The 22,470-nt window shown below is 62.6% G+C and carries 20 protein-coding genes and 1 pseudogene; 10 read left to right on the plus strand and 11 right to left on the minus strand.

The annotated features are described in order from the left end of the window. The first annotated feature begins 24 nt into the window (after nucleotides 1–24). Genes M1R55_RS20420 through M1R55_RS20445 form a run of 6 tightly spaced genes read left to right on the plus strand, consistent with a single transcriptional unit; the run spans nucleotide 25 to nucleotide 6,250 of the window. Nucleotides 25–1,053 carry an ABC transporter substrate-binding protein gene (locus M1R55_RS20420; protein WP_249395256.1) on the plus strand — a complete coding sequence of 343 codons (1,029 nt, stop codon included), beginning with the start codon at nucleotides 25–27 and terminating at the stop codon, nucleotides 1,051–1,053. Continuing rightward, entirely contained in the window at nucleotides 1,053–1,874 is an 822-nt protein-coding gene (locus M1R55_RS20425) for an ABC transporter permease (RefSeq protein ID WP_249395257.1), read from the plus strand. The genes M1R55_RS20420 and M1R55_RS20425 overlap by 1 nt, the downstream gene beginning before the upstream one ends. After that, entirely contained in the window at nucleotides 1,871–2,647 is a 777-nt protein-coding gene (locus M1R55_RS20430; RefSeq protein ID WP_249395258.1) for an ABC transporter permease, read from the plus strand. The genes M1R55_RS20425 and M1R55_RS20430 overlap by 4 nt, the downstream gene beginning before the upstream one ends. After that, entirely contained in the window at nucleotides 2,644–3,633 is a 990-nt protein-coding gene (locus tag M1R55_RS20435) for an ABC transporter ATP-binding protein (RefSeq protein ID WP_249395259.1), read from the plus strand. The genes M1R55_RS20430 and M1R55_RS20435 overlap by 4 nt, the downstream gene beginning before the upstream one ends. Further along, nucleotides 3,633–5,306, plus strand: coding sequence for an adenine deaminase C-terminal domain-containing protein (locus M1R55_RS20440; protein WP_249395260.1), 1,674 nt, complete (start codon nucleotides 3,633–3,635; stop codon nucleotides 5,304–5,306). Before M1R55_RS20435 ends, M1R55_RS20440 begins: the two co-directional genes overlap by 1 nt. After that, nucleotides 5,303–6,250 carry a nucleoside hydrolase gene (locus tag M1R55_RS20445; protein ID WP_249395261.1) on the plus strand — a complete coding sequence of 316 codons (948 nt, stop codon included), beginning with the start codon at nucleotides 5,303–5,305 and terminating at the stop codon, nucleotides 6,248–6,250. Before M1R55_RS20440 ends, M1R55_RS20445 begins: the two co-directional genes overlap by 4 nt. A 27-nt stretch (nucleotides 6,251–6,277) precedes the next feature. On the opposite strand, the gene M1R55_RS20450 is transcribed toward M1R55_RS20445, so the two are convergent. From M1R55_RS20450 to M1R55_RS20490, 9 genes are all read right to left on the minus strand, one after another. Then, complete coding sequence (locus M1R55_RS20450; protein ID WP_249395262.1) at nucleotides 6,278–7,387, minus strand: aminopeptidase; 1,110 nt, start codon at nucleotides 7,385–7,387, stop codon at nucleotides 6,278–6,280. Beyond that, on the minus strand, nucleotides 7,384–8,166 hold the full coding sequence (locus M1R55_RS20455) for an SDR family oxidoreductase (RefSeq protein ID WP_249395263.1): 783 nt from the start codon (nucleotides 8,164–8,166) through the stop codon (nucleotides 7,384–7,386). The genes M1R55_RS20450 and M1R55_RS20455 overlap by 4 nt, the downstream gene beginning before the upstream one ends. After that, on the minus strand, nucleotides 8,163–8,846 hold the full coding sequence (locus M1R55_RS20460; protein WP_249395264.1) for an RraA family protein: 684 nt from the start codon (nucleotides 8,844–8,846) through the stop codon (nucleotides 8,163–8,165). The genes M1R55_RS20455 and M1R55_RS20460 overlap by 4 nt, the downstream gene beginning before the upstream one ends. Further along, nucleotides 8,843–10,492 carry a DUF885 family protein gene (locus M1R55_RS20465; protein WP_249395265.1) on the minus strand — a complete coding sequence of 550 codons (1,650 nt, stop codon included), beginning with the start codon at nucleotides 10,490–10,492 and terminating at the stop codon, nucleotides 8,843–8,845. Before M1R55_RS20465 ends, M1R55_RS20460 begins: the two co-directional genes overlap by 4 nt. Beyond that, nucleotides 10,489–11,664: a Gfo/Idh/MocA family protein gene (locus M1R55_RS20470; RefSeq protein WP_249395266.1), complete on the minus strand. Its 1,176-nt coding sequence runs from the start codon at nucleotides 11,662–11,664 to the stop codon at nucleotides 10,489–10,491. The genes M1R55_RS20465 and M1R55_RS20470 overlap by 4 nt, the downstream gene beginning before the upstream one ends. Continuing rightward, nucleotides 11,661–12,740: a ketopantoate reductase family protein gene (locus M1R55_RS20475; RefSeq protein ID WP_249395267.1), complete on the minus strand. Its 1,080-nt coding sequence runs from the start codon at nucleotides 12,738–12,740 to the stop codon at nucleotides 11,661–11,663. Before M1R55_RS20475 ends, M1R55_RS20470 begins: the two co-directional genes overlap by 4 nt. Nucleotides 12,741–12,802: 62 nt before the next feature. Next, a complete protein-coding gene (gene opp4C, locus M1R55_RS20480; protein WP_249395268.1) occupies nucleotides 12,803–13,696 on the minus strand; it encodes an oligopeptide ABC transporter permease in 894 nt (297 codons plus the stop codon). Further along, the gene (locus M1R55_RS20485) at nucleotides 13,689–14,642 is read right to left on the minus strand and encodes an ABC transporter permease (RefSeq protein ID WP_256566038.1); all 954 of its coding nucleotides are present in this window, start codon (nucleotides 14,640–14,642) and stop codon (nucleotides 13,689–13,691) included. The genes opp4C and M1R55_RS20485 overlap by 8 nt, the downstream gene beginning before the upstream one ends. A 50-nt stretch (nucleotides 14,643–14,692) precedes the next feature. Continuing rightward, the gene (locus M1R55_RS20490; protein WP_249395270.1) at nucleotides 14,693–16,312 is read right to left on the minus strand and encodes a peptide ABC transporter substrate-binding protein; all 1,620 of its coding nucleotides are present in this window, start codon (nucleotides 16,310–16,312) and stop codon (nucleotides 14,693–14,695) included. A 207-nt stretch (nucleotides 16,313–16,519) separates the two neighbouring features. Here M1R55_RS20490 and M1R55_RS20495 point away from each other — a divergent pair, with 207 nt between their 5' ends. The 4 genes from M1R55_RS20495 (at nucleotide 16,520) to M1R55_RS20510 (ending at nucleotide 20,559) form a co-directional block, all read left to right on the plus strand. Then, nucleotides 16,520–17,728, plus strand: a complete 1,209-nt coding sequence (locus M1R55_RS20495) for a hypothetical protein (protein ID WP_249395271.1) — start codon at nucleotides 16,520–16,522, stop codon at nucleotides 17,726–17,728. After that, entirely contained in the window at nucleotides 17,725–18,528 is an 804-nt protein-coding gene (locus tag M1R55_RS20500; protein WP_249395272.1) for an IclR family transcriptional regulator, read from the plus strand. Before M1R55_RS20495 ends, M1R55_RS20500 begins: the two co-directional genes overlap by 4 nt. Then, the gene (locus M1R55_RS20505) at nucleotides 18,525–19,736 is read left to right on the plus strand and encodes a Xaa-Pro peptidase family protein (protein WP_249395273.1); all 1,212 of its coding nucleotides are present in this window, start codon (nucleotides 18,525–18,527) and stop codon (nucleotides 19,734–19,736) included. Before M1R55_RS20500 ends, M1R55_RS20505 begins: the two co-directional genes overlap by 4 nt. 493 nt (nucleotides 19,737–20,229) lie before the next feature. Then, nucleotides 20,230–20,559 carry a hypothetical protein gene (locus tag M1R55_RS20510; protein ID WP_249395274.1) on the plus strand — a complete coding sequence of 110 codons (330 nt, stop codon included), beginning with the start codon at nucleotides 20,230–20,232 and terminating at the stop codon, nucleotides 20,557–20,559. Between the two features lie 320 nt (nucleotides 20,560–20,879). Here M1R55_RS20510 and M1R55_RS20515 read toward each other — a convergent pair whose 3' ends face one another. Together M1R55_RS20515 and M1R55_RS20520 are read right to left on the minus strand one after the other, a co-directional pair. Then, nucleotides 20,880–21,650: an AraC family transcriptional regulator gene (locus M1R55_RS20515; RefSeq protein ID WP_249395275.1), complete on the minus strand. Its 771-nt coding sequence runs from the start codon at nucleotides 21,648–21,650 to the stop codon at nucleotides 20,880–20,882. Nucleotides 21,651–21,785: 135 nt separating this feature from the next. Next, a pseudogene (locus M1R55_RS20520) lies at nucleotides 21,786–22,424 on the minus strand (DDE-type integrase/transposase/recombinase). Between the last annotated feature and the right edge of the window lie 46 nt (nucleotides 22,425–22,470).

The raw sequence follows: 22,470 nt of genomic DNA on the forward strand, positions 1-22,470 counted from the left end.
TCTCTTTGTTGTCCAGGAGTGTCCATGAAGATCCACCGCTCTGCCCGGCTTCTCTTCACGTTGCTGCCCCTTACTCTCGCTGCCGCCCACGCGCAAAAGGCCACGCTGGTGGTGTCGGGCTTCGGGATCGCTCAGGACAAGATCGACAAAAATATCACCCGGCCCTTCGAGGCCAAGTGCGGCTGCAACGTTGTCTTCGAAGTGGGGAACAACGCCGACCGGTTGGCCAAGCTCGGCGCCCGCCGGGCCAACCCCAACGTGGACGTGGTGCTGTTGGCAGATTACTTTGCCAAACAGGCCAGCGCTCAGGGCCTGCTCGAACAGCTCGATCCGGCGCTGCTGACCAATTACAGCAAGCTCTACGACTTCGCCCGCGATCCGCTTAAAGACGGCACCTCCGTGGCCTTCACCGTCTATTCGGTGGGCATCGTGTACCGCACGGACAAGATCACCAAGCCGATCACCTCCTGGAAGGATTTGTGGCGGCCTGAGCTGGCCGGCAAGGTGGCCCTGCCCAACATCACGACCACCCAGGGGCCGCCCACAGTCTGGCTGGTCAACCGCGCTTACGGCGGCAAGGACAGCAATGCCTCTCCCGCCTTCATTCAGCTCGGCAAACTCAAGGTGCTGACCTACTACAACCAGTCTTCTCAACTGACGTCTCTGTTCGCGCAAGATGAAATTTGGGCGGCGCCGGTGGGCCGCTTCGCGTGGGGCGGACTGCTCAACACCAAAAAACCCTTGGCTTGGGCCCGCCTATCGGACGGCCAAGCTGGCCTAGTCAACGTCGCCTCTATCGTCAAAGGCAGCAAAAACGCGGCGCTGGCCCACCAGTTCATCGACTTCATGCTCTCCACCCCGGTACAGACGGCCCAGGCCCTCGATCTGGTGGACTCTCCCGCCAACAAACAGGTCAAGCTGCCCGCGGCGGTGGCCGCCCAACTGACCGTTGGGGTCAGCCAAGTGGCAGGACTGCGCTTCATGGACACGGCCTACGTCTTAGCCAACCGCGACAACTGGATTCAGCGCTGGAACCGTGAAGTCGTGCGGTGATGGCCGGACGCCTCTTGACGCCGTGGCTGTTGGTGACGCCGGCCCTGGCCTTTTTGGGTGTGGTGTTCTTGTACCCGGTCGTGACCCTGTTGTTCAGCAGCTTGCGGGTAGACGGCGCCCTCAGCTTCGGCAATTACGCTGCTTTCTTCAGTGACGGCTTTAATTTGCAGGTGCTGGGGCGCACCCTGCGGGTGGCCTTGGTCGTCACCTTGATCAGTGCCCTGGTCTGCTACCCGGCCGCGTACGGCATGCAGTCGGTGCCGCCACGCTACCGGGGACTGGTCACCGCCCTGATCATCGTGCCGCTGATGACCTCGCCGGTCGCCCGTACCTACGCCTGGTTGGTGCTCCTCGGTCAGACCGGGATCGTGAACTCCACCCTGGTGGGCAGCGGCCTGGTCCAGGAGCCGGTGCGAATCTTGTACACCGAGTGGGCCGTGTATATCGGATTGGCCCAGCTGTTCATTCCGCTGATGCTGCTCACCCTGATCAGTGCAATGGAAAATCTGCCCCGGGACGTGGTACCGGCGGCGCGCAGCCTGGGCGCGACGTCCCTGCAGTCGTTTACCCGGGTGATTTTGCCGCTGACCCGTGAGGGTCTCGTCGTCGGGGGAACGCTGGTCTTTACCGGCTGCATCACGGCCTACGTCACGCCCGCGCTTTTGGGCGGCGCGCGGGTTCAGTTGCTGGCCACGCTGCTCTACCAAAAGGCCGGCGTCACCGTCGACTACGCGGCTGCAAGCGTCATCAGCGTCATTATGTTGGCCCTGACCTTGACCGTGGCCGGCGCGCTGCGTGGGCGGACGGGGCGGGGCCGGTGAACTCCAGCCGCCTGCCCCGCGTGGTGCTCTACCTCACCTTGCTGTTTTTGGTCGGCCCTTTTCTGGTGGTTTTCGTGGCTGCCTTCGGGGGCGAACCGACCCTCAAGTTTCCGCCGTCGAGTTTTTCCACCCAGTGGTTCGGGCGGGTGCTCGGCGTGGAATCGTTCCGGGCCAGTTTCTGGATCAGTCTGTGGTTGGGGCTGGTGTCCACCGGGCTGGCCCTGCTGCTCGGCGTGCCCGTGGCCTACGCCCTGAGCCGCTACCGGTTGCCGGGTGCGGCGGCGGTGCAAACCCTCCTGACCAGTCCGGCCTTGGTGCCGGGCCTGGTGGTGGGGCTGGCCCTGCTGCAGTACTTCGTCAACCTCGGCGGCTCGGTCTATCCGTCACTGTTGGCCGCCCACACCGCGCTGCTGCTGCCGTACGTGGTGCGGGTCGTCTCGACCAGTCTGGTCAACCTGCGGCCCGACATCGAAGAGGCGGCCATGAGCCTCGGCGCGTCACGCTTAACCGCCTTCCGTTTGGTCGTCTTGCCCAACATCCGCGGCGGCGTGGCGGCGGCGGCGGTGCTCGCCTTCATCACCTCGTTTGACCAAGTGGCCGTCTCGCTGTTTCTCACGGGGCCGGGCGTGTCGACGCTGCCCATCACCATGCTGACCTTTATGGAATACAACTATGATCCCACCATCGCCGCGCTGTCCACCCTGCTGATCGTCTTTTCCGTGGGCTTGGTGCTGATCTTTGAACGGCTGCTCGGACTGTCGAGGTACGTGTGAGTCAGCTGCTGCTTCAGAACCTTCACCTCCGCTACGGCGCGGCCCCAGCGGTGGCCGACCTGAATCTCGAGGTGCAAGACGGCGAACTCGTCTCGTTACTGGGCCCGTCCGGCTGCGGCAAGACGACCACCATGCGGGCCGTCGCGGGACTGCTGACGCCCAGTTCAGGCCGGATCATGCTCGGAGGGCAAGACATCACCCAGCTGCCGGCCAACAAACGCAACATCGGGTTGGTCTTCCAGTCGTACGCTCTGTTCCCTCACCTGAGCGCGTTTGAAAACGTCGCGTTCGGGCTGCGCCTGCGCCGCGTTTCAGATCAGGAAGTGCGCCGGCGGGTGGGGAGCGCGCTGGAGGTGGTCGGCCTCACCGAGCTGGCTGGCCGGCTGCCTGCCAACCTGTCAGGGGGGCAGCAGCAGCGGGTCGCGCTGGCCCGGGCCTTTGTCATTGAGCCCCGGCTGCTGCTGCTCGACGAGCCCCTCAGCAACCTCGATGCCAAACTTCGCCTCGACATGCGCGGCGAACTGCGGCGGATTCAACGTGAACTGGGCGTGACCATGCTGTACGTGACCCATGATCAAGACGAGGCGCTGGCCCTGTCAGACCGCATCGTGATTATGCGGGCCGGACGGATCGAGCAGCAGGGCACGCCTGAAGAGGTGTACGCCCGGCCCACCACGCCGTTCGTCGCCGATTTCATGGGCTGGCAAAACATTCTCGCCGCCGCCGCCGTTCCAGAACCCCTGCGCCGCAGCCATCCTGAGGCCAGCCACTTCGCTTGGCGACCCGAAACCGTGACCCTCGGTCAAGGTACCACCGCGGGGCGCGTGCTGGCCCGAACCTACCAGGGCGAACACCTCGAGTACCTGCTGGACAGTCCCTTGGGCCGGGTCAAGGCCTTCGCGCCCATCGGGGCCGCTTGGCTCGAGGGCAACGAAGTCACCTTCGAGTTGCCCCTCGGGCGCGCCGCCGCGCTGCGGGACGCGTGATGCTCGACCTGCTGCTGACCCACGCCCGCGTGTTCGACGTGACCCGCGACCGGGTCTTTGACGGCTGGCTCGGCATCCGCGCTGGGCGGTTGCAGTACGTCGAGGAGGGAGAGGTGCCCGGCGGACTCTTGGCCCGCCAGACGCGCGACCTGCGGGGGGCCCGCGTGGTGCCCGGCCTGATCGACGCCCACATGCACATCGAGTCGAGTCTCCTTACGCCCCGGCGCTTCGCGGAGGCGGTCTTGCCGCACGGTACCACCACAGTGATGACCGATCCGCATGAACTGGCTAATGTGCTTGGGGTGGCGGGAGTACAGTACACCTTGGAGGCCAGCGAGGGGCTGCCGCTGCGGGTCTACGTGGCCGTGCCCTCCTGCGTGCCGGCCACTTCCCCAGACCTAGAGACGGCCCTCGGACACATCGGTGCGGACGATGTGCGCCGCTTGGCACTGCACCCCCGGGTCTTGGCCCTCGGTGAGGTGATGGACTATCAGGGCTTGGCGGCGGGCGTGACCCAGTTGCCGGCCTTGATCGAGGCCGCCCAGGCCGCTGGGCTGCTCATTGAGGGGCATACGCCGACCTTGGGCGGCATGGTCTTGTCCGACTATACGGCCTACGGCATTTTGTCGGACCACACGCTGTCGACGCCTGAGAAGCTGCTCGAGCAGCTCAGCAAAGGCTATACCGTGATGCTGCAGGAAAAGAGCCTGAATGCAGAGGTGGTTCGGGCCGTTCTGGAGCTTCCGGACCGTTCGCGTGTATTACTCGTCACCGATGACGTGATGCCCAACCGATTGCCGGGGGGTCACCTGTCCCGGTTGGTGAACTTGGCTGCCTCGCTGGGCTGGCCCCTGGTGGACGCCGTGGCCGCCGCCAGCCTGCGGCCCGCCATGTACCTGGGGCTGCGGCATGTGGGGCTGCTGGCCCCGGGCCGGGCTGCCGACCTGTGTGTGCTGGGTCCGGGCGAGGACTTCCAGGTGGACGAGACGTACGTCAATGGCACCCTGGTGGCCCGGCAAGGGCGCTGTGTGACGGAGCTGCAGGCGTTTCCAGCGCCGGTCGGTGGGCAACTGCTGCGTCCAGAGGTTGACGCCTCCGCGCTGCAGTTCGGCGTGTCGACCGGCCTCCACCTGACCAATACCTTGACCTGCAATACGCGCAACACCTTTACCCGTTTGGAAACGGTCCCCGTGGCCTTCCAGGACGGTTGGCCAGTTGACCCGGCGCTGAATGCGGTGGCTGTGTTTACCCGCCAGGGCAGCGCGCCGCCGGGGCTGGGTCTGCTGCGGGGCTTTGGCCTGCAGGCCGGGGCTTTTGCCAGCACGCTCGCCCACGACAGTCACAACCTGCTGGTCGTCGGTCAATCCCGAGAAGATATGGTGGCCGCTGCGCGCACGCTTCAGCGCGCCGGAGGCGGGATGGTCTATGTCCGCGGCGATGAGGTCATTCACCTGCCTCTGGAGGTAGCTGCCTTGATCAGTGACGCGCCCCTCGGCGAGGTGGCCGGGCAGGTGGAAGCCATCGAGGCGGCGCTGCGGCGTGGCGGCGTCACGCACCTCCATCCCATTTTGTTCCTCACCATCTTGCCGCTGACCGTCAGCCCGCAGGTCAAGGTCTCAGACCGGGGCCTCGTCGACGTGGAGCGCCGCGCGCTGCTCCCCCTCTTTCCGTGACCCGCCCTCAACTTGTGTGGCTCGACATCGACCCTGGCTTCGACGACTTGGCCAGTTGGCTGATGCTGAGCGCCGCGCCGGGCGTTGACCTCCAGGGCGTGAGCACCGTCGCTGGCAACGCGCCCCTGCCCGATACCTTTGACAATGCCGTGCGGGCCCACGACTTCTTCCGGCTGCCGCACCCGGTGTATCCCGGGCGAGACCGCCCGCTGTCGGGAACCCTGGTCACCTCGCAGCACCTCTTGGGCCGCACGGGGCTCGCGTCGGTTGACCGCACCCTGCCGCGCGGCCGCTATGCCGGCGAACGGCAAGACGGGGTCGAGGCCCTGATCGCGGCCGCACGCGCCCTCCCGGGTGAGCTGCGCGTCTTGGCCCTCGGCCCACTCACCAATCTGGCCACGGCCCTGCAACGTGCGCCTGACCTCGCCCGTCTCCTGCGGGAGGTGGTCTGGATGGGCGGCTCCAGCGACCAGGGCAACCACACCGCCGCCGCGGAATTCAACGCCTTTGCGGATCCGGAAGCAGCCGACGCGGTGCTGACATCCGGCGTCCCCTTCGTCTTGGTGGGACTCAACCTCACCCGGCAGGTGGTGCTGGATCCCACCCACTTGCAGCTCATGCGCTCGTGGCCGGGAGAGCGGGCGCAGCTGCTGGCCGATCATCTCGAGTTCTACCTCAGCATTCGCACGCCGGGTCGCCCCGGAGCCATGCCGTTCCACGATCCCTGCGCCGCCCTGTGGCTCCTGCACCCTGAGCTGTTTGAAAGCGTCCCGGCCCACGTGCGGGTGGAACTGGACGGTACCCTCACCCGCGGCATGACGGTTTGTGAGTTCAGGGTACCGGCCCGGGCAGTCGCCAATGCCACGGTGGTGACCCGCGCTCAGCTGCCGAGTTGCCAGACCGCGATCACGGGACTCCTCTACAGCGCCTTGACCAGCGGCTGAAATTGCACCAACTCAACCGGAGCAACTTCACTCGCCGACAAAAACACCGTCTTGCTGAAAAACCTCGCCGTCCAGCAAGATCTGCCCGCCGGGGCGCAGGTCGCGGATCATGTCCCAGTGCAGGGCGGAATGATTGGTGCCCCCAGTTTCCGGGTAGCTTTTCCCCAGGGCCAAATGCACGGTGCCCCCAATCTTTTCGTCGAACAGAATGTTCATGCTGGGCAACTGAATGCCGTGGTTGGTGCCGATCCCCAGTTCGCCCACAAAGCGTGCGCCGTTGTCGGTGGCCAGAGCCGCCTGAAGCGCGTCGTCTCCTTCGTCGGCCCGAGCTTCCACGACCTGCCCCTGCTCGAAGCGCAGGCGAATGCCGCTGACCCGGCGGCCCTGAAACGTGGTGGGCAGATCGTACAGGATATGGCCCTCCACACTGTCTTCTACCGCTCCGGTAAAGACTTCGCCGCTGGGCATGTTGCGTTTGCCGTCGCTGTTGACCCATCCCCGTCCCTTGACACTCATGCGCAGGTCCGTTTCTGGGGCCACAATCCGCACCTCATCCGCACGGCTCAGGCGCTCGATCAGGCGGGCCTGTCGAGTCCGAATTTCGCCCCACGCCACCACCGGATCAGGTCGATCCAGAAATAGGGCGCTGGCCACGAACGCCTCGTAATCGGCCTGGGAAAGCCCTGCCATCTCGGCCCCCTGCGCGGTGGGAAAGAGGGTCAAAGTCCAGCGGCGCTGGGCACGCGCCGAAGCCACCGGGCCGATGGTGCGGGTATAACGCGCCTGGCGGGTTGGGTCAGAAGCGCCGAAAGGATGTTGCGGCGTCAAAATCCGGATACTGGCCTGCACGCTTTCCATATCGGCCAGATCAGCGGCATGCAGGGTATCCAGCAGGTCATCCGAGGCCAGGCGCAGAAAATCTTCCTGCTGACTGGGATATTCCAGCCGCAGCACAGGCCGGGCACCACGCATCAGCAGCGTGCGGTGAATGGCTTCGACCAAGGGGAGAGCCAGCGTACTGGAGGCGACCAGCACTCGGTCTCCCGGCTGGGCGCTGACGCAGTAATCCACCATCAGAGCGGCGTGTTTTTCGGGATCGTAGACCGACCCAGAGGGCACAGACGAAAATGAGGTCATAGGTTGGTCACGGCTCCTCCATCCACCAGCAGCGTGCTTCCGGTCACGTAGGACGCGGCAGAAGAGCACAGGAAGGCCGCCACCCGGCCAAATTCGGCGGGTTCGCCCAGTCGGCCCAGCGGCACTTCCTGTTCGGTCTGGGTGCGCACCTCTTGCCAGGAGCGGCCTTCGCGGGCCGCGCGAGCTTCATCAAGTTCCTGAATGCGTTCGGTCAGCACCCGGCCCGGCGCGATACAGTTCACGGCCACCAGCGGAGCCAGTTCTATACTCAGCGACTTCATCAAGCCGTGTACGGCCGGCCGGAACACGTTGGACAGGGTCAGGTTGGGCAGGGGCCGCCTGACGCTGGAACTCACGATGGTGAGCACCCGGCCTCCATGCTCCCGCAGATGGGGCAACGCCGCGCGGGTCAGGCGCACCGTGCTCATCAGGGTCAGTTGGAAGGCCGCTTCCCACAGGTCGTCATCAAATTTCTCGAAGCCGCCGGGAGGCGGGCCGCCTGCATTGCAGACCAACACGCCCAGTCCACCCAGGGCATCGGCGGCCCTCTGGACAACATCACGGCAGGCCGCTGCCTCACGCACGTCGGCCTGCAGGGCCAGCACGGCCTGCCCCGTCTCGGCTTCAATGCGCTGGGCCGCCGCCTGTGCCCGCTCTAGATCACGCGAACACAGGGCCACACGGGCTCCCTCACGTGCCAGTTCCAGAGCCGTGGCGTAGCCCAAACCGCTGCTGGCCGCCGTCACCAAGGCGGGGGTTGCGTCCGGGAAAAGATTCATACGTGCCCGTATTTGGCCAGCACTTCAGGCAAGGTCGCCCCCTGATCCAGGTCTTCGCGGATGCGCTGTTCCTGTGCGGTCAGGGCTTCGGCCTGCTCCAGCACCTCCAGCACCAGTTCTGCCGGAACGACCATCGCTCCGTCAAAGTCGGCCAGAATAAAGTCTCCGGGACGCACGATCACACGCTCACTGGTGGCTCCTGGGAGATACACCGGAATCTGCCAGGCATTGACCTGCCAGCGCCCAATGGACTGAACAGGCGTGCGGTAGCGGGCAAATACAGGGTAATTCATACGGGCCAACCACTCGATGTCACGGATGCCGCCGTCGACCAAGGCGCCCACACTGCCCCGGTGCTGCATGCCCCGCGCGATCAGCTCGCCGAAAAAGCAGATGCCTGTGGCTCCGCCGCCGCTCCAGACGCTCAGTTCATCAGGGCCAATGCCGCTGACCGCTTCCATTTTTTTGGGATCGCCCGTGCCCGGATAGGGAGTCATCTGACCGCGAATGGTGTAGGCCCAGCCGCCCATCTTTTCCAGTCGCTCGCGAATGGGCCAGAAGTCGGAGCTGAGGCCGTATTCCGTGCGTCCCAGCTGATCCAGCACATCGGCTACGTTGGCGGTATCGACTTGAAGGTAGCGTTGCCGCAGATCGCGGCGTTCATCAGCGCTGAAGGTCATGAGACTCCTGAAGTGGGTTGAAGTGGGTCAGCAGCCTGCGGCATGCTGAGCCAGTGAAGGGGCGCGTGGCCGTGTGCCAGCAAGTGATTGTGAAATTCACGGGCAGGCAGGGGAGAGGCCGCACGGAGACGGCGAATCTGTTGGGTGCCCAACCAGTACATGAGCCGGGTGGCGGGCAACATGCTGTTGCGGGTGCTTTCGCTCCAGACCCGCGCTTCAGGAAAGCCCACCTCGTCGCGGTAAAAAGCCCGCATCTGTTCCAGACTCCACTGCCCGAGATGCAGCTTGATGTCGGCGATACAGCAGGCCGCATTGCGCCGTTCAAAACTCTTGAGCAGCAGCCCCTCTTCGGGCGTGTAAAAGCCGCCGGCTTCCAGCAGCAGGTCTTCGGCGTAGCAGGCCCACCCTTCCACAGCCGTGCCCGAACTCAAAAAGGTGAGGCCCAGTGCCCCGTCCGTACCGCCCAGGCGGGCCAGCTGAGATGGAGACTGCCGCGCCCGCGCATTCTGGGTGTGGTGGCCCACCGATCCGTGGTGAACAGCATGCACCAGCTTGATAAAGCTGACGCTGGGCGGCGTGCCGTCTTCTACGACCCAATACACGCTGCCAGTCCCCGCACGGGCCGCGGCAGGCGAGCGGTAAAACAGGAAATACAGGTCGCGCGACACCTGCCGCGCCCAGTCGGGCATCGGCCGGAAGGCCAGCCCATAGTCGCTGGCCGCCGTGACCAACTCCGCGTCTTCCGCTGCCTCGAGCGCGCGTTGGTGCCAATGCTGGTAGGTGTTGGCCAAGTCGGCTGGGTCGGGCCGAACAGCGTCTAGACCTGCCAGAACGGTCTGCCAGTCGGTGCCAAAAGGCAGGGCGTCTTGCTCCAACTCTGCAGTGAGGTGGGCAAACGCGGCCTCGGCCTGGGCCAGGGCCTCCTGTGGCCCAAAAGGCAGGCCGTGGACGCGCCGCATCAACAGATCCAGATGGGCTTCTCCACAGGCTGTGGATACGTCTTGGGAACCACCCAGCGGCCCTTGTACGTTCAGGGCGAAGACCTCAGCGGCTTGGGCGGCTTGCTCTGCCGCGTTTGAGAGTGCCGCGTCCCGCGAATCGGCATGGGGGTGAAGCCACAACTCTTGCCTCAGGAACCCCACCAAAGACGCGGCTTCGGTGGCGGCCCGCTTCGACCAGTCGGCTGGAATCTGCTGGGCTGAATGCAGATAGGTCAATCCTTCATTCAGAAAGCGTGGCATGTCGCTCAGGCGTGCCGTGAGGGCCGTGCGTATCTCCTCCGGCGTTTTTCCGGGTTGGGGCAGCAGCAAAGAGATGATTCCAAACGCGGCCTCGCCCGTGTACCACGCGGGATTCAGTACCCGTGGCGCCCGGTTCAGTTCAGCGGCAGCGTGGGTCAATTGTGCGTCCAGCAGGCGGACGTCCAACTGCTCGCCTGCGTGCTGAGGCGGGACAGCAGCGTCCAGAGCGGCACGTAACCTCTCCAAGCCCTCACGTTCTTGCTCCACCACCTGCGGGCCGGCCGGAGGCAGGCGGTGATCGTGGCCGGGCAGTCCCATAAAGGTCAGATCCACGGGACGAAACTGGGCGTGTAGTTCCAGATACGCATCAACCAGCGCTGCTATCCCGCTCGCAGTCTGGCTCATAGGGCAGGCGTGCCGTGTTGAGCCGCTTGTGCTTCTTTTGCCTGGGTTTCTTCCGGGTACAGAGGTAGATCAATCCAGCGGCGCTCGGTATTCGACTGCACGATGGCGTTGACCACTTCCTGACTCTTGGCCCCATCATAAAAAGTGCATTCCTCGGGTGTGCCGTCCAGAATCTCGTCTACGAAATGGCGAACCAGGTTGCGGTAGTACAGCTCGGGCCAGGGCGTATGCAGGGTCGTGCCGGGAGGATAAGCGCTGTCAGGCAGCGACACCTCGCGGAATTCCACCTGATCGGGCGTAGCGAACCGCAGCGTTTCGGCCACACCGTTTTCCTCGACCAGACGGGCCACCGCCGCCCCCTTGCTGCCGTACACCCGCAGTTCTACGCCGGGGTAGTTGCCGATGGCAATGTAACTGGTCTGTAAGATTCCCTGTGCCCCGCTGGCAAATTCGGCCAACGCCACGGTGCCGTCTTCCACCTGAATGCGCTGCAAGCCCTCACCGTAGCCGCGCACCACCCGCTCGGGCACAAAGTTCTTCATGCTGCCGATCACGCTGCTGTATTCGCCCACGCACCAACGCACCAGATCCAGCAGGTGCGAGCCATACCCGACCACCGAAGAGGGAATCAGCGTACCGAAATCTGCGCCTGCCGTCACCTGCCGCAGCGGAAATTGGGGATCCAGAAATTGGCTGTTCTGTTCCAGGCCATGCACATGGAAAATCTCGCCCAGGGTGCCGTCCTGAATCCAGCGCTGCACCTGCCGGATGGCCGGTGAATAACGGAAGGTGAATCCCAACTTGGTGCGGACGCCTGCCTCGCGGGCTTTGCGGGCGGCCATAAAAGCGTCGGCGGCGTCGTGGGCCAGCGGTTTTTCGCTCAGGACGTGCTTTCCTGCGGCGATGGCGGCCAGGCTGAGCGGCAGATGCGTGTCGGTGGGCGTGCAGACATCCACCATCTCGATGTCCGGATCCTGAAGCATCTCGCGGTAGTCGGTGTACACCCGCCGCGCCCCGAACATCTGGGCCAGGCGGTGGGCCCGTTCCGGCACGCTGTCGCAGATGGCCACCAGATCGACGCGGTCATAGGCGGCGTAGCCCGGCAGGTGGGCCGATTCTGCCCAAGCATGTGCGCCGATCACACCGACGCCGAGTTTTTTGGAAGAAGTCATGGCAGGGCCTTCCCGATGCTGTTCACGTAGGTCTCCAGTTCGTCGTAGTTGTGGAAGCCCAGCTCGCGCTGACCGTCCTCAATTTCGTAGATCATTTCGCAGAGTCGGGCGTTCAGGCGGGTGTCGGCCCCGACCCGCTCACCAAAGGCAATCAGCTTGCCGTTGCTGGAACGCACTTCGCTGGGACGGTTGCGGTACACGATGTCCCACCAGATGCCGCTGCCTTTTTTCTTGAAGGTGTGGGCCTGCGGTTTCTGGTCTTTTTTCAGCAACCAGATGGCGTGCTGAATGTTGTCCAGCAGCTTTTGCGTCTCGCTGGAGGTGGTGGGCTTGTAGTTGGCCGGATCAAAAAAATCGAAGGCTTCGACCTCAATGCCGTTGGCTTCGGCAATTTCAAGGGCTTCCCGCACCACCGCGCCCGCCACACGGGCGTAGCGTTCCGATCCCAGGCTTTCGGTCACGGGGGCGTTGACCAGCGCGCTGAACACCACCTGGGCGCTGTACACCTCTTTGGCCCAGATCTGGCCCCAGATGTTGTCGGAGAGTTGCACCTGCGTCAGCGCTTCCAGGCAGCGGGCCAGTTCCAAGAGGCGGGGCGTGCGCTCGCCGGTCATTTCGCCCAATTGGATGGGGCCTTCGTGCACAAATTCGATATGACCGGGATTGACCAGTGCGCCGCCGTAATTGGGAATACTGCCCATCACGCGCTCTGCACCGCCCAGCCCGGCCTGTTCCAGCCGCGCAATCAGATCAGGTTCATTGAAGCCGTTCTGATATGACACCACAAACGTATCTGGTCCAAATAACGGCAGAACACTTTCCAGTGCCTCTAGGCTGTGCTGCGATTTGGTGGCGATCATCACGCATTCCAGTGGGCCAGTCAGTTCGTGTGGATGCAGGGCCTTCACGTCAAAGTGCAGCTCGCCCCGAACGCCGTCTACTTGCAGTCCGTTGGTCTTGAGGGCGTCGATATGTTCGGCCCAGCGATCCGTCAGGGTCACGTCGTGGCCCATTTTGGACATGTAAGCCCCTGCGAGGCCGCCGATGGCACCGGCCCCAATGATGGTTATCTTCATGGCTGTTTCCTCAGGTCAAAGAGATGGAGTTGAAAGGGGAGAGGTGATGGATGGGCTGCGGATCAGTTGCGGGGATCGAGCGCGTCGCGCAGGCCATCGCCCAAGAAGTTGACGGCCAGAACGGTGATCAAGATCATCAGTCCAGGGAAAATCGCCAGCCAGGGAGCGCCGCTCAGCCACTGGCTGGCGTTGTTCAGCAGATTGCCCCAGGTGGGCGTAGGGGGTTGTACGCCCATGCCCAGAAACGACAACGCGGATTCAAGCATGATGCCCGAGCCAACCGCGAGGGTGGTCGACACAACGATCGGCCCGACGGCGTTGGGCAGGATGTGCCGGAACATGATGCGGTTGTTGCTGCCCCCCAGCGCGCGGGAAGCCTCGACGTACTCGCGTTCACGCAAGCTGAGGAACTGCCCCCGAACCAACCGCGCAGTGCCCATCCACCCTAGACCGCCAATGATGCACACCAGGAGCCAGATGCCTGGGCGAATCATGCCCGAAAGCAGGATAACGAGGGGCAGCAACGGGATGCTCAGGATGATGTCTGTGAAGCGCATCAGCAGGGTATCGATGGATCCACGGTAGTAACCGGAGAGCGCGCCCACCAGTACCCCGAGGCCCGTGGCGATCAGCGCGCTGAACACGCCGACCATCAGGGAGATGCGCGCGCCGTACAGCACCCGGGTGAATGCGTCGCGCCCAAGCTCATCTGTGCCCATCAGGTGCGCACTGCTGGGCGGCTGCGGTTGGCCGATGATGTCGAAATCCTGCCCGTCAAAGGTGTACGGCGTGAGCAGCGGCGCGGAAGCGGCCAGGATGCCCAAGGCCAGCAGGGTCACCAGTCCGATGACTGCAAGGCGGTGTTTGAAAAAGCGGCGGGTAAAGCGGTGCCAGGGAGAGTCAGCTGGGCGTGGCTTCTGGAGGGCCGTCGGGTGAGTTGGGGCCAAGTCATTCATACCGGATCCTCGGGTCGGCCAGGGCGTAAGCCAGATCGGCGATCAGGTTACTGATCAGCAGCGCCAGCGAGCCAATCATCATCAGGGCCATGAGCACGGGGTAGTCGCGTCCATTCATGCTCTCGATAAACAGCCGGCCGATCCCTGGCCACGCGAAGATGGTTTCGGTGATGACCGCGCCCGAGACAATCCCAGCGAAATCCAGCGCGACGACCGTGATCATGGGTGCCAGCGCGTTGCGCAGCGCGTGACGGTAGACCACCTGTCCGCCCGGAAGACCTTTGGCCCTGGCCGTGCGAACATAGTCTTGGCTCAGGACTTCGACCATGCTGGAGCGCATGTACCGGCTCCATCCGGCGATACTGGCAAATGCCAAAATACAGGCGGGCAGGATCAGGTGCCGTGCCAGATCCAGCACGGAGCCGTCACCGATGGTGCTCATCCCAGCAGAGGGCAGCAGCCGCCACTGGACTGAGAACAGCAGTTGCAGCATCAACGCCAACCAGAACACCGGCATGCTGATGCCCAGAAAAGCCCCGAAGGTAATGGTGTAATCGACGGCGCTGGAGCGGCGCAGCGCGCTGATAACGCCCAGCGGAACCGCCACCAACAGCGCGAGCAGGAAGCTGACCCCACCCAGCAGCATGGTGGGCCCCAGGTGCTGAACCACTTCCAAGGTCACCGGCTGACCGGTTCGGATGGAGTAGCCCCACTCGCCGGTGAGAAAGCCGCGGATCCAGTGAAAATACTGAATGTGGGCAGGCTGATCGAGCCCCAATGCCAGCCGCATCTGTTCGAGCGCTTCTGGGCTCACACTGGGATTGTCGGCGTAGACGTCCAGAGGTGTGCCGGGCGCGAGGTGCAACACGCCGAACAAAATCAGGGAGACGCCCAACAGGAGCGGAAGCATGCTGACGAGTCGTTTGAAGAGATAACTGACATTCACTCTGGCACCCCAAACAGGCGCGGGAGGGTTTCCCCTCCCGCCCGGTCAAGTCACTTCCGCAGGTACCACGATGCAACATCGACGAAGTTCGTCATGTTGGTGGGATTGGGCGTAAAGTTCACGAGCTTGTTCGTGAACGCGATCATGGAAATGTTGGTGGTAATGGGCAGCGTCGGCAAATCCTTCATCAGTTCGGTCTGAAAGGTGAACAGCGTCGCCCGGCGGGCGTCATCGTCCAGGGTCGTTTCTGCCTGCGCCAACAGCTGATCGATGCGCGGGTTGCTGTAACTCTGGCCGTTGTTGACGCCTTTGCTGCCAAAGAACACACTGTAGACCGGGTCAGCGGAGGTGATCCACCCACCGTACCAGAGGTCATAGGTGCCGTTGTAACGCGCTTCGCGGAAGGCGACTCCAGACTTGTTGTCGGGTTTGAGTTCCACCCCGATGCTCTTGAGGTTGGCAATGATCACCTGCTGCGCGACCTCATCATTGGGGCGGCCCGCCTGCACCATGATATTGAAACTGAGACGCGCGCCGTTTTTGGCACGGATGCCGTCGGAGCCCCGGCGGTAGCCCGCTGCATCAAGAATGGCGTTGGCCCGGCTCAGGCTGTAGGGGTACTTCGGGACGTTTTTGTTGTACGCATCGAAGACGGGGACGACCACGCTGTCAATCGGCACCGGATAGCCACCCAGGGCTTTGGAGACGGCGTCACGGTTGATGGCGTGCGCGAACGCCTGACGTACGTTTATGTCACGCAGCGCCGCTGGGCCTTTGAAGTTAAAGTCGAGATGCTGCCAGGACAGCACCTTGTTCTGCACGACATTCATGTTCGGAAGGGCGTCAAGCTGTTTGACCTGCGCGTAGGGCACGTTGTAGGCCAGTTGAACTTCGCCGGAACGCAGCTGGGTGACCAGGGTATTGCTGTCCGGAATAATTTTGAAGTTCATGGCGTCGAGGTACGGCAATTGCTGACCTTTGGCGTCCTTGCGCCAGTAGTTGGGATTGCGCGTCAGGGCGACATACTGGCCACGGCGGAACTCTTTGACAATGAATGGTCCGGTACCGAGGGGTTTTGCGTTGTACGGGTCGGTGTTCAGGTCCTTGCCTTCCAGCGCATGCTTGGGAAGCATGCCGAAGGTAAACAGGGTACTTGCAAAGTCTGGGGCGATGCGTTTGTAGTGCACCACGGCGGTCAGGGGGTCCGGCGTGTCGATGCGCAGAATGTCCTCGGTGCCAGACTTGCTCTCGGCGATGAATTTCGGGTTCTTGACTGCTTCCCAGGTAAACCGCACATCGGCTGAGGTAAAGGGCTTCCCGTCGTGCCATTTGACGTTCGGACGCAGCTTGTAGGTGATGATCATGGTTTTCCCGTCCGGCGCGACCTTGATGCCTCCGTTTTTGACGGTGGGCACTTCGCGGGCCAGGACAGGCACGTACTTGGCGTTCTTGTCAGGGGCGAGCAGACCTTCGATGACAGGTGCGACGGCGTCATGCAGGAAGCCGGTGCTGTAGACGTTCAGCGTGTCGATGTCGTAGCTCAGGCCAACGGTGAGTGTTCCGCCGCGTTCTTGTGCCAGAGCAGTTCCGCACAGCAGAACGCTGGTCAATGCCAGCAGAAGACGGCTTTTTCGCGATACGGAATGCTGGCTGATCGGGCTTAACTTCATGGGAACCTCCTGAATAGGGGACACAGAGCGTTTTCGCGGCCATTTCTTAACTACAAGCGTTGTTTGCTTAGCTGTGAGTGTGAGGGTGCTGGCAGAGAAATGTCAAGCACGCAACAGGTGTTTATTCCGTCAGATAGAATAAGTTGTCTAGATATAGGTTCCACATCGTGGAATTTCTGTTTAGGATGGAGGTCAAGGAGAAACCAAATGACTACCAGTACGCCGCAGGATCACGAGATCGGACGTCGCCTCACCGCCCTCACCATAGGAATGGATCATTTGGAACGCCGCCTTTCGCGGGGTCACGGCGTGCTGGACAGTGAAGGGCTGGTGCCGATCTACCTGGGCGACGCGTTGGTGCCCGCAGCCCCCCTCGAAGACTGGGACGCGGTGCAGCACGAACTCAGCTCGCTGGAGCAGGCAGCGTCAGGCCTGCAAGCCGGACCCAGACGGGCCTTTTTGGATGACATGTTCCGTTCGTTGCGCACTGCTGCCCGCCTCTTTGAAGGTGAAGAGCTGAGCTTCAAAGAAAAACTGGAAGGGTTGGTAGGTGTCCCGGCACGGGCCGTCGACACCGAGCAGGTCGAAAGCATGAAATTGGATGTAGACCGGGTGCTGCTGGACGCTGGATACCGTCAGGGCACGGTCGCAGAGCGAGTGGCCCGCTGGGAAGAGGAACAGGCCATTCCACCCGAGCGCCTGGAAGCCGAATTTAAGCTGTTGATGGACGATGCACAGGCCCGCACAGACCGCCTGATCTACGCCACCGGCGATTATCAGATGCAGCTCAACACCCTGCGCGGCGTTCCCTTCACCGCCCGCTGCAACTTCAATGAAGGCCAGATGGACTTGAATGTGGATCTCAGCTTTACCCGCAGCGCCCTGAAACATCTGGTGGCGCATGAGGTGTTCCCCGGCCACTCGACCCAACTGCTGCTGACCCGCGACTGGGCCGAGCAGGGCAAGAGCACCGCCGATGTGCTGCTGTGTACCACCAACGCGGTGACTGGGTGCGTGCAGGAGGGCATCGGAGATCAGGGTGTTCATCTGATCGACTGGATCGAAGACGAGGGCGATCTGCTTCACCGGGCGCTGCGGCGGGTGCGCAGCGCCACCGCCACCAGCGCCGCCTGGTACCAGATGGGCGAGGGCTGGTCCGAAGCCCGCGTGATCGAGTATCTGGAACAGCACAGCTTTGGTCAGCGGCCCTGGATCGAAGGGCGCGTGCGCTTTGCCAGCTATCCCTTCCGTGGCCCCTTCATTGCCAGTTACTGGTTTGGTGACGAAGCGGTGCGGGAAGTCCGGGAACGCACACGGCCCGAAGACCGGGCAGCCTTTGTGGAATACCTTTATGGTCAGATGCACTCACCCCGGAGCCTCCTGATGTTTGACCCCCAACGACTTGCAACCACATGAGCGAAAATGTTCAGAGCGTTGAGCGTGCCCTCGACATTGTGGGAACCATCGTTGCCGCACACCGTCCCCTGAGCATTGCCGAACTGTCTCAACAGATGCAGCTGCCCCCCAGCACCATTCACCGCATTTTGCAGACGCTGTCGGCCAAGGGGTATGTTCATCAGGACACCCTCAGCAAGCGCTACGACATTGGTCCCGAAATCGTAGAGATCTCACGGTCTCTGTACCTGCGCTACGACCTGGTGCGCCGGGTGCGGCCCTACCTGCAGGAGTTGGTGGACTGCACGGGTGAAACCGCGCACCTGGCCGAGCTGTACGGTACGACGGCCATGTACTTGAGCCAGCTGGAGCCCCTGACTATGATGCGAATGTTTACCACCCCCGGCAGCATTACGCCGCTCACCTGCTCTGATGTGGGCAAACTGTTTTTGGCGGATCTGCCGCCCAGCAGCGTAAAACGAATTGTGGACAAGGTGGGGCTGATTCCGCGCACGCCCCATACCCTGATCAGCTGGGAGCACCTTCAAGACGAACTCCAGACGGTGCGCGATCAGGGCTACGCCGAAGACAACGAGGAGCGTGAGTTGGGGGTGCGCTGCCTGTCGGCCCCACTGACCAACGGAGCGGGCAAAGTCATCGCCGCTCTAGGCATTGCCGGGCCCTCGGGACGGCTCACCAGAGCGCGCGTTCCGGAACTGAGCGAGAAGATTCGCGCCATTGCCCGCCGGGCCGCCCACGACCTGATGCTGGTCACCAGCCCAGTCCTTGAGCCTGTTCCCCTGGAGGCGCTGCCCTCATGACCACCACCCTCCGGCTTGAAATTCAGCCTGCCGAGTACCGCGCCCGCCGGGAAAAGTTGGCGGAGGCGCTGCAGCAGCACGGCTACGACCTGATGTGCGTGTTTGGACCCACGCGGGTGGCGTACCTCACCGGATTTTTCTTTGCGGCCACCGAGCGTCCCGTGGCAGCCATCATTACCGATGACGGCGAGTGCAGCCTCCTCATTCCGCAACTGGAAACCGATCATGTGCGGCAACAGTGTCCAGAACTGGTCAACTTTGCGGTCTATCCAGAGTACCCGGGGGGGGGCAGCGGCCAGCATCCGCTCCTGACGCTGGCGGCGCATCTGCGAACCCTGAAACCAGTGGCGCGGGCCGTGGCTGCTGATCTGGACGGCTACGAACACCGCTGGGGCTACCGGGGCCCCAGGCTCAGTCAGGTTCTGGAAGTTCCCATTCACGAGCGGCTGGATTTGATTGACGACGCACGGGCCATTAAAAGTCCAGCTGAAATCGCGTTGATCCGGGAAGCCTGTGTGTGGGGAGATCACGCCCACCGACTGATGCAGGACGCCATCAGCCAGGGCAGCGATGAGCTTTTGGTCTCGCACGGAGCGAGCTTGCAGGCCACCCGCACCATGCTGGCCAGTTTGGGTGACCGCTACGTGCCCAAATCGCGTGAGGGTCTGCCCGCCAACGCCATGTTTATCCGGGGGCACAATACCGCCAATCCACACGGACTTCATCAGCAGGGAGGGGTTCAGGCTGGCGACACGTTGGTGACCGGGGCATACGGCGTGGTGGGCGGCTATGAGAGCGAATTGGAACGAACCATGTTCGTTGGGGAGCCCTCATCCGAACAAATCAAGTATTTTCAAGCCATGCTGGACGCACAGGACACAGGCTTCGCGGCACTGAAACCCGGTCGGCGTTGTTCAGAGGTAGAGCAAGAGGTGCGCCACCTGCTGGAGGAGCGCGGCGTTTTGGCCCTCACCCGTCACCATACCGGGCACGCCTTCGGCCTGGAGGGGCATGAACATCCGTTTCTGGATCTTGACGATCACACCGAATTGGCTGCCGGCATGATTTTTTCCATCGAGCCAGGATTATATGTGCCTGGGCTCGGCGGGTTCCGGCACTCCGATACCCTGGTGATCACTTCTGACGGAGCCGAGCGGCTCAGCCTCTACCCACGCGATTTGGAGAGTTTATTGATTGGGCTGGTCTAAATTCCAGAAAGGCACGCTCGTCAACGCACACAGTAATCAAATTGCCCAAGACAATGCAGTCAAGGTCTTGCATCCGGAAAGCGGGAGACATCGACCTGTGGGTGCGGAGCATGGAAGCCGCCGGGAAATCCCCCGTCTCTATCGGCGCCCTACTTGCCGGATCACGCGCCCTCTACGCCGCCCTGCGGTGGAGCCGGGCCACTCAGAACCTCTCCGGAAGATCTGTTCTACTGAAGTCAAGTGACAACGCAACCCCATCAAGACCAGATCAGTCACCAGGACACGCTTTGGGAGGTCTTGGACGACCTCTGGATCCGCCTCGTCCCTGTCCTGGTGATCGACAAGCCCAGGAAATAAGAGTGGGCGTCCCGCGTGGGACGCCCACTCCATGTTCGATGGACTGATCTGGCTGGCCCGAACCGGCCGTCAGTGGAATCAACTTCCCCGCTGATACGGCCCAACATCGACCGTCCACGAGCGGTTGAGTGCTTGGGTGGAACACGGATGGTCCCGTGCGGCGTGGGCCATCGTGCTCGAAGAGTACGATCAGGCAGTCGGGATCAACTGGGCATGGCAAGCCGCCGACGCAAGCATGGTGAAAGCCCCCCTGGGGAATAAGGAGGGCGCCGGTGCGCCGGAAGCCACGGGCAGCAACCCCACCGACCGAGGGACAGCCGGATGTCAACGCACGCTGCTGACCGATGCCAAGGGCATTCCGCTCTCGGTGGTGCGGTGTGGGGCCAATCGCCATAACAGCAAGATGCTCATGGATGTCTTGGATGCCGTCGTCGTCTCTATTCCTGCTCTTGTGGAGCAGGAATAGAGACATCTGCTGCTCGATCGTGGGTAAGACACGCCCGCGGGTCGTCAACGGGCCGTGGATGAAGGCCTGGTCGCGCATATCCCTAAGAAAGCGAAGGAGGAACAGCCCATTCCTGCCCCAAGCCAACCGGAACGCCATCCAGCCCGGCAGTGGGTCGCCCTCGGTGGGTCACAGTTGGTTCAATCGCTTCCGCCGCCTCCAGACCCGCTGGGAAAAGCGTCAAGACCTGTCTCTGGGGTTTGTCGAGTTGACTGCTTGCCTCATCATCTGGCGCAAACTTGTGCCCGTCGCCGTACTCCGAAGACCTTCCGGATAGGCTCTTAGTGGACAGGCTTGCTCTGCGAGTCTTCTTTCCTGGTTAGAACCCGGTCACGATACGCCTGTGGGGTCATGCCCGTGACCGTACGGAACTTGCGGGTAAAGGCGCTGTGGTCAGCGTAGCCGCAGGCGTGGGCAATTTCAGAGATAGACAGTCCAGGCTTGCGAAGGAGTTCTACAGCGGCATTGAGCCGCGCCTTGATCAGGAATTGCTGCGGCGTTACCTGGCACACCCGCCATATCAACCGCTCAAAGGTATCTTCCGATAAGCCAATATGGGTAGCCAGAACCGGGATCCGCAAGGGCTGATCGTAATGCACCTGCATATAGCTGAGAGCCTCTGCGATCCGCGCGAAGTCCGCATGCCTCTCCATGGGAACGGGGACGTCCCGCGAGACTCCTGCTAACCCCACCACCTCACCCGCCGCATTTCGCACGGGGATCTTATGCGTCAGGCACCAGATTGGTTCGCCCCGTGGGCCGAAATACATTTCCAGCACGTCCCGCAGTTCCTGGCCCTCCCGCAACGTCCGTACGTCTTGCTCATTGAAACGCTGTCCGGGGTCGCCCATGAAAACCTCGGCAGCAGTGCGGCCCAGCACATCGCGCTTATGCAGTACTCCAGTGCGCTGCCGTAGGGTGTCATTCACACTGACATAGCGGCCTTGAAGATCCTTTACAAAAAAGATCAAATTGGGCACGCCGTCCAGCAGGGTCTCTATAGGCCAGCTTCCATCTGGTGCGGGGCGCAGCCAAGCCCTGGGATCGTCCATAGGCATAGTCTGTCATACGACCCTTTCCTAAAAATATGCTGACTTCCGCGGGGGAAGTCATGGGATCAATCAAGACGGCTGTGTTGCCTTCACTTGGCGTACGGCAGCAGGGGGAGCCCAGGGGTGGCCTGATCCTCAGGCCACCCCTGCCGCAACCATTCCCCCTGTCTGGAATGCATGCTTCTGATTGTTTCTTCTGGTGGGGGCGGAAACGCCCCTTCGGGAGGGATGGTGACGATTCTCAATTCGGGCGTGCAGACTCAGACATTCCTGCGCGCGTTTCGCCGTGTTGAACGATGTTCTTGCTTAACCATGTGGTTGCATCGGGCGTTACGAATCACCTGGTGGTCAACGTTCACCCGGCTCAGAACCTCTTGAATTGCGGCTCCCTCGCTCCGCAGCCCATCCGTCTGTGTGACCTCCGAAACAGCGTCTTCACCAAACAACCTCGTCAGAACGGTCTGTGCAGCGTCGGGAGCGCGGTGGCTTTGACGGAGGGTATCCTGCACGAAGCCGTGCTCGTCCACGGTCCTCCAGAGCCAGGGGTAAATCCCATCAGCGGTGGTACAGACCTCATCCAGAGGCCACCCCGAACCCCGACGGGGTTCAGGGTGACGCAGTTCCTCTGCAAAGAGGGGGCCGAACTGGACGCACCACTCGCGGAGGGTCTCATGACTGACCTGTTGGGCCACGGTGGTGGGTGAATTTTTGAATGTCCCAATCACTGAGCGGAAAGCGGTGGGAGCGCCAAACCGCGTACCCGATGATGGCCAGCGGGAACCGATGACGATACGGTTTTGGGTCAGTCCTGGAGAGTCAG

Origin of the sequence: Deinococcus sp. QL22, from assembly GCF_023370075.1 — a bacterium.
In the GTDB taxonomy this organism is placed as follows: Bacteria; Deinococcota; Deinococci; order Deinococcales; family Deinococcaceae; genus Deinococcus.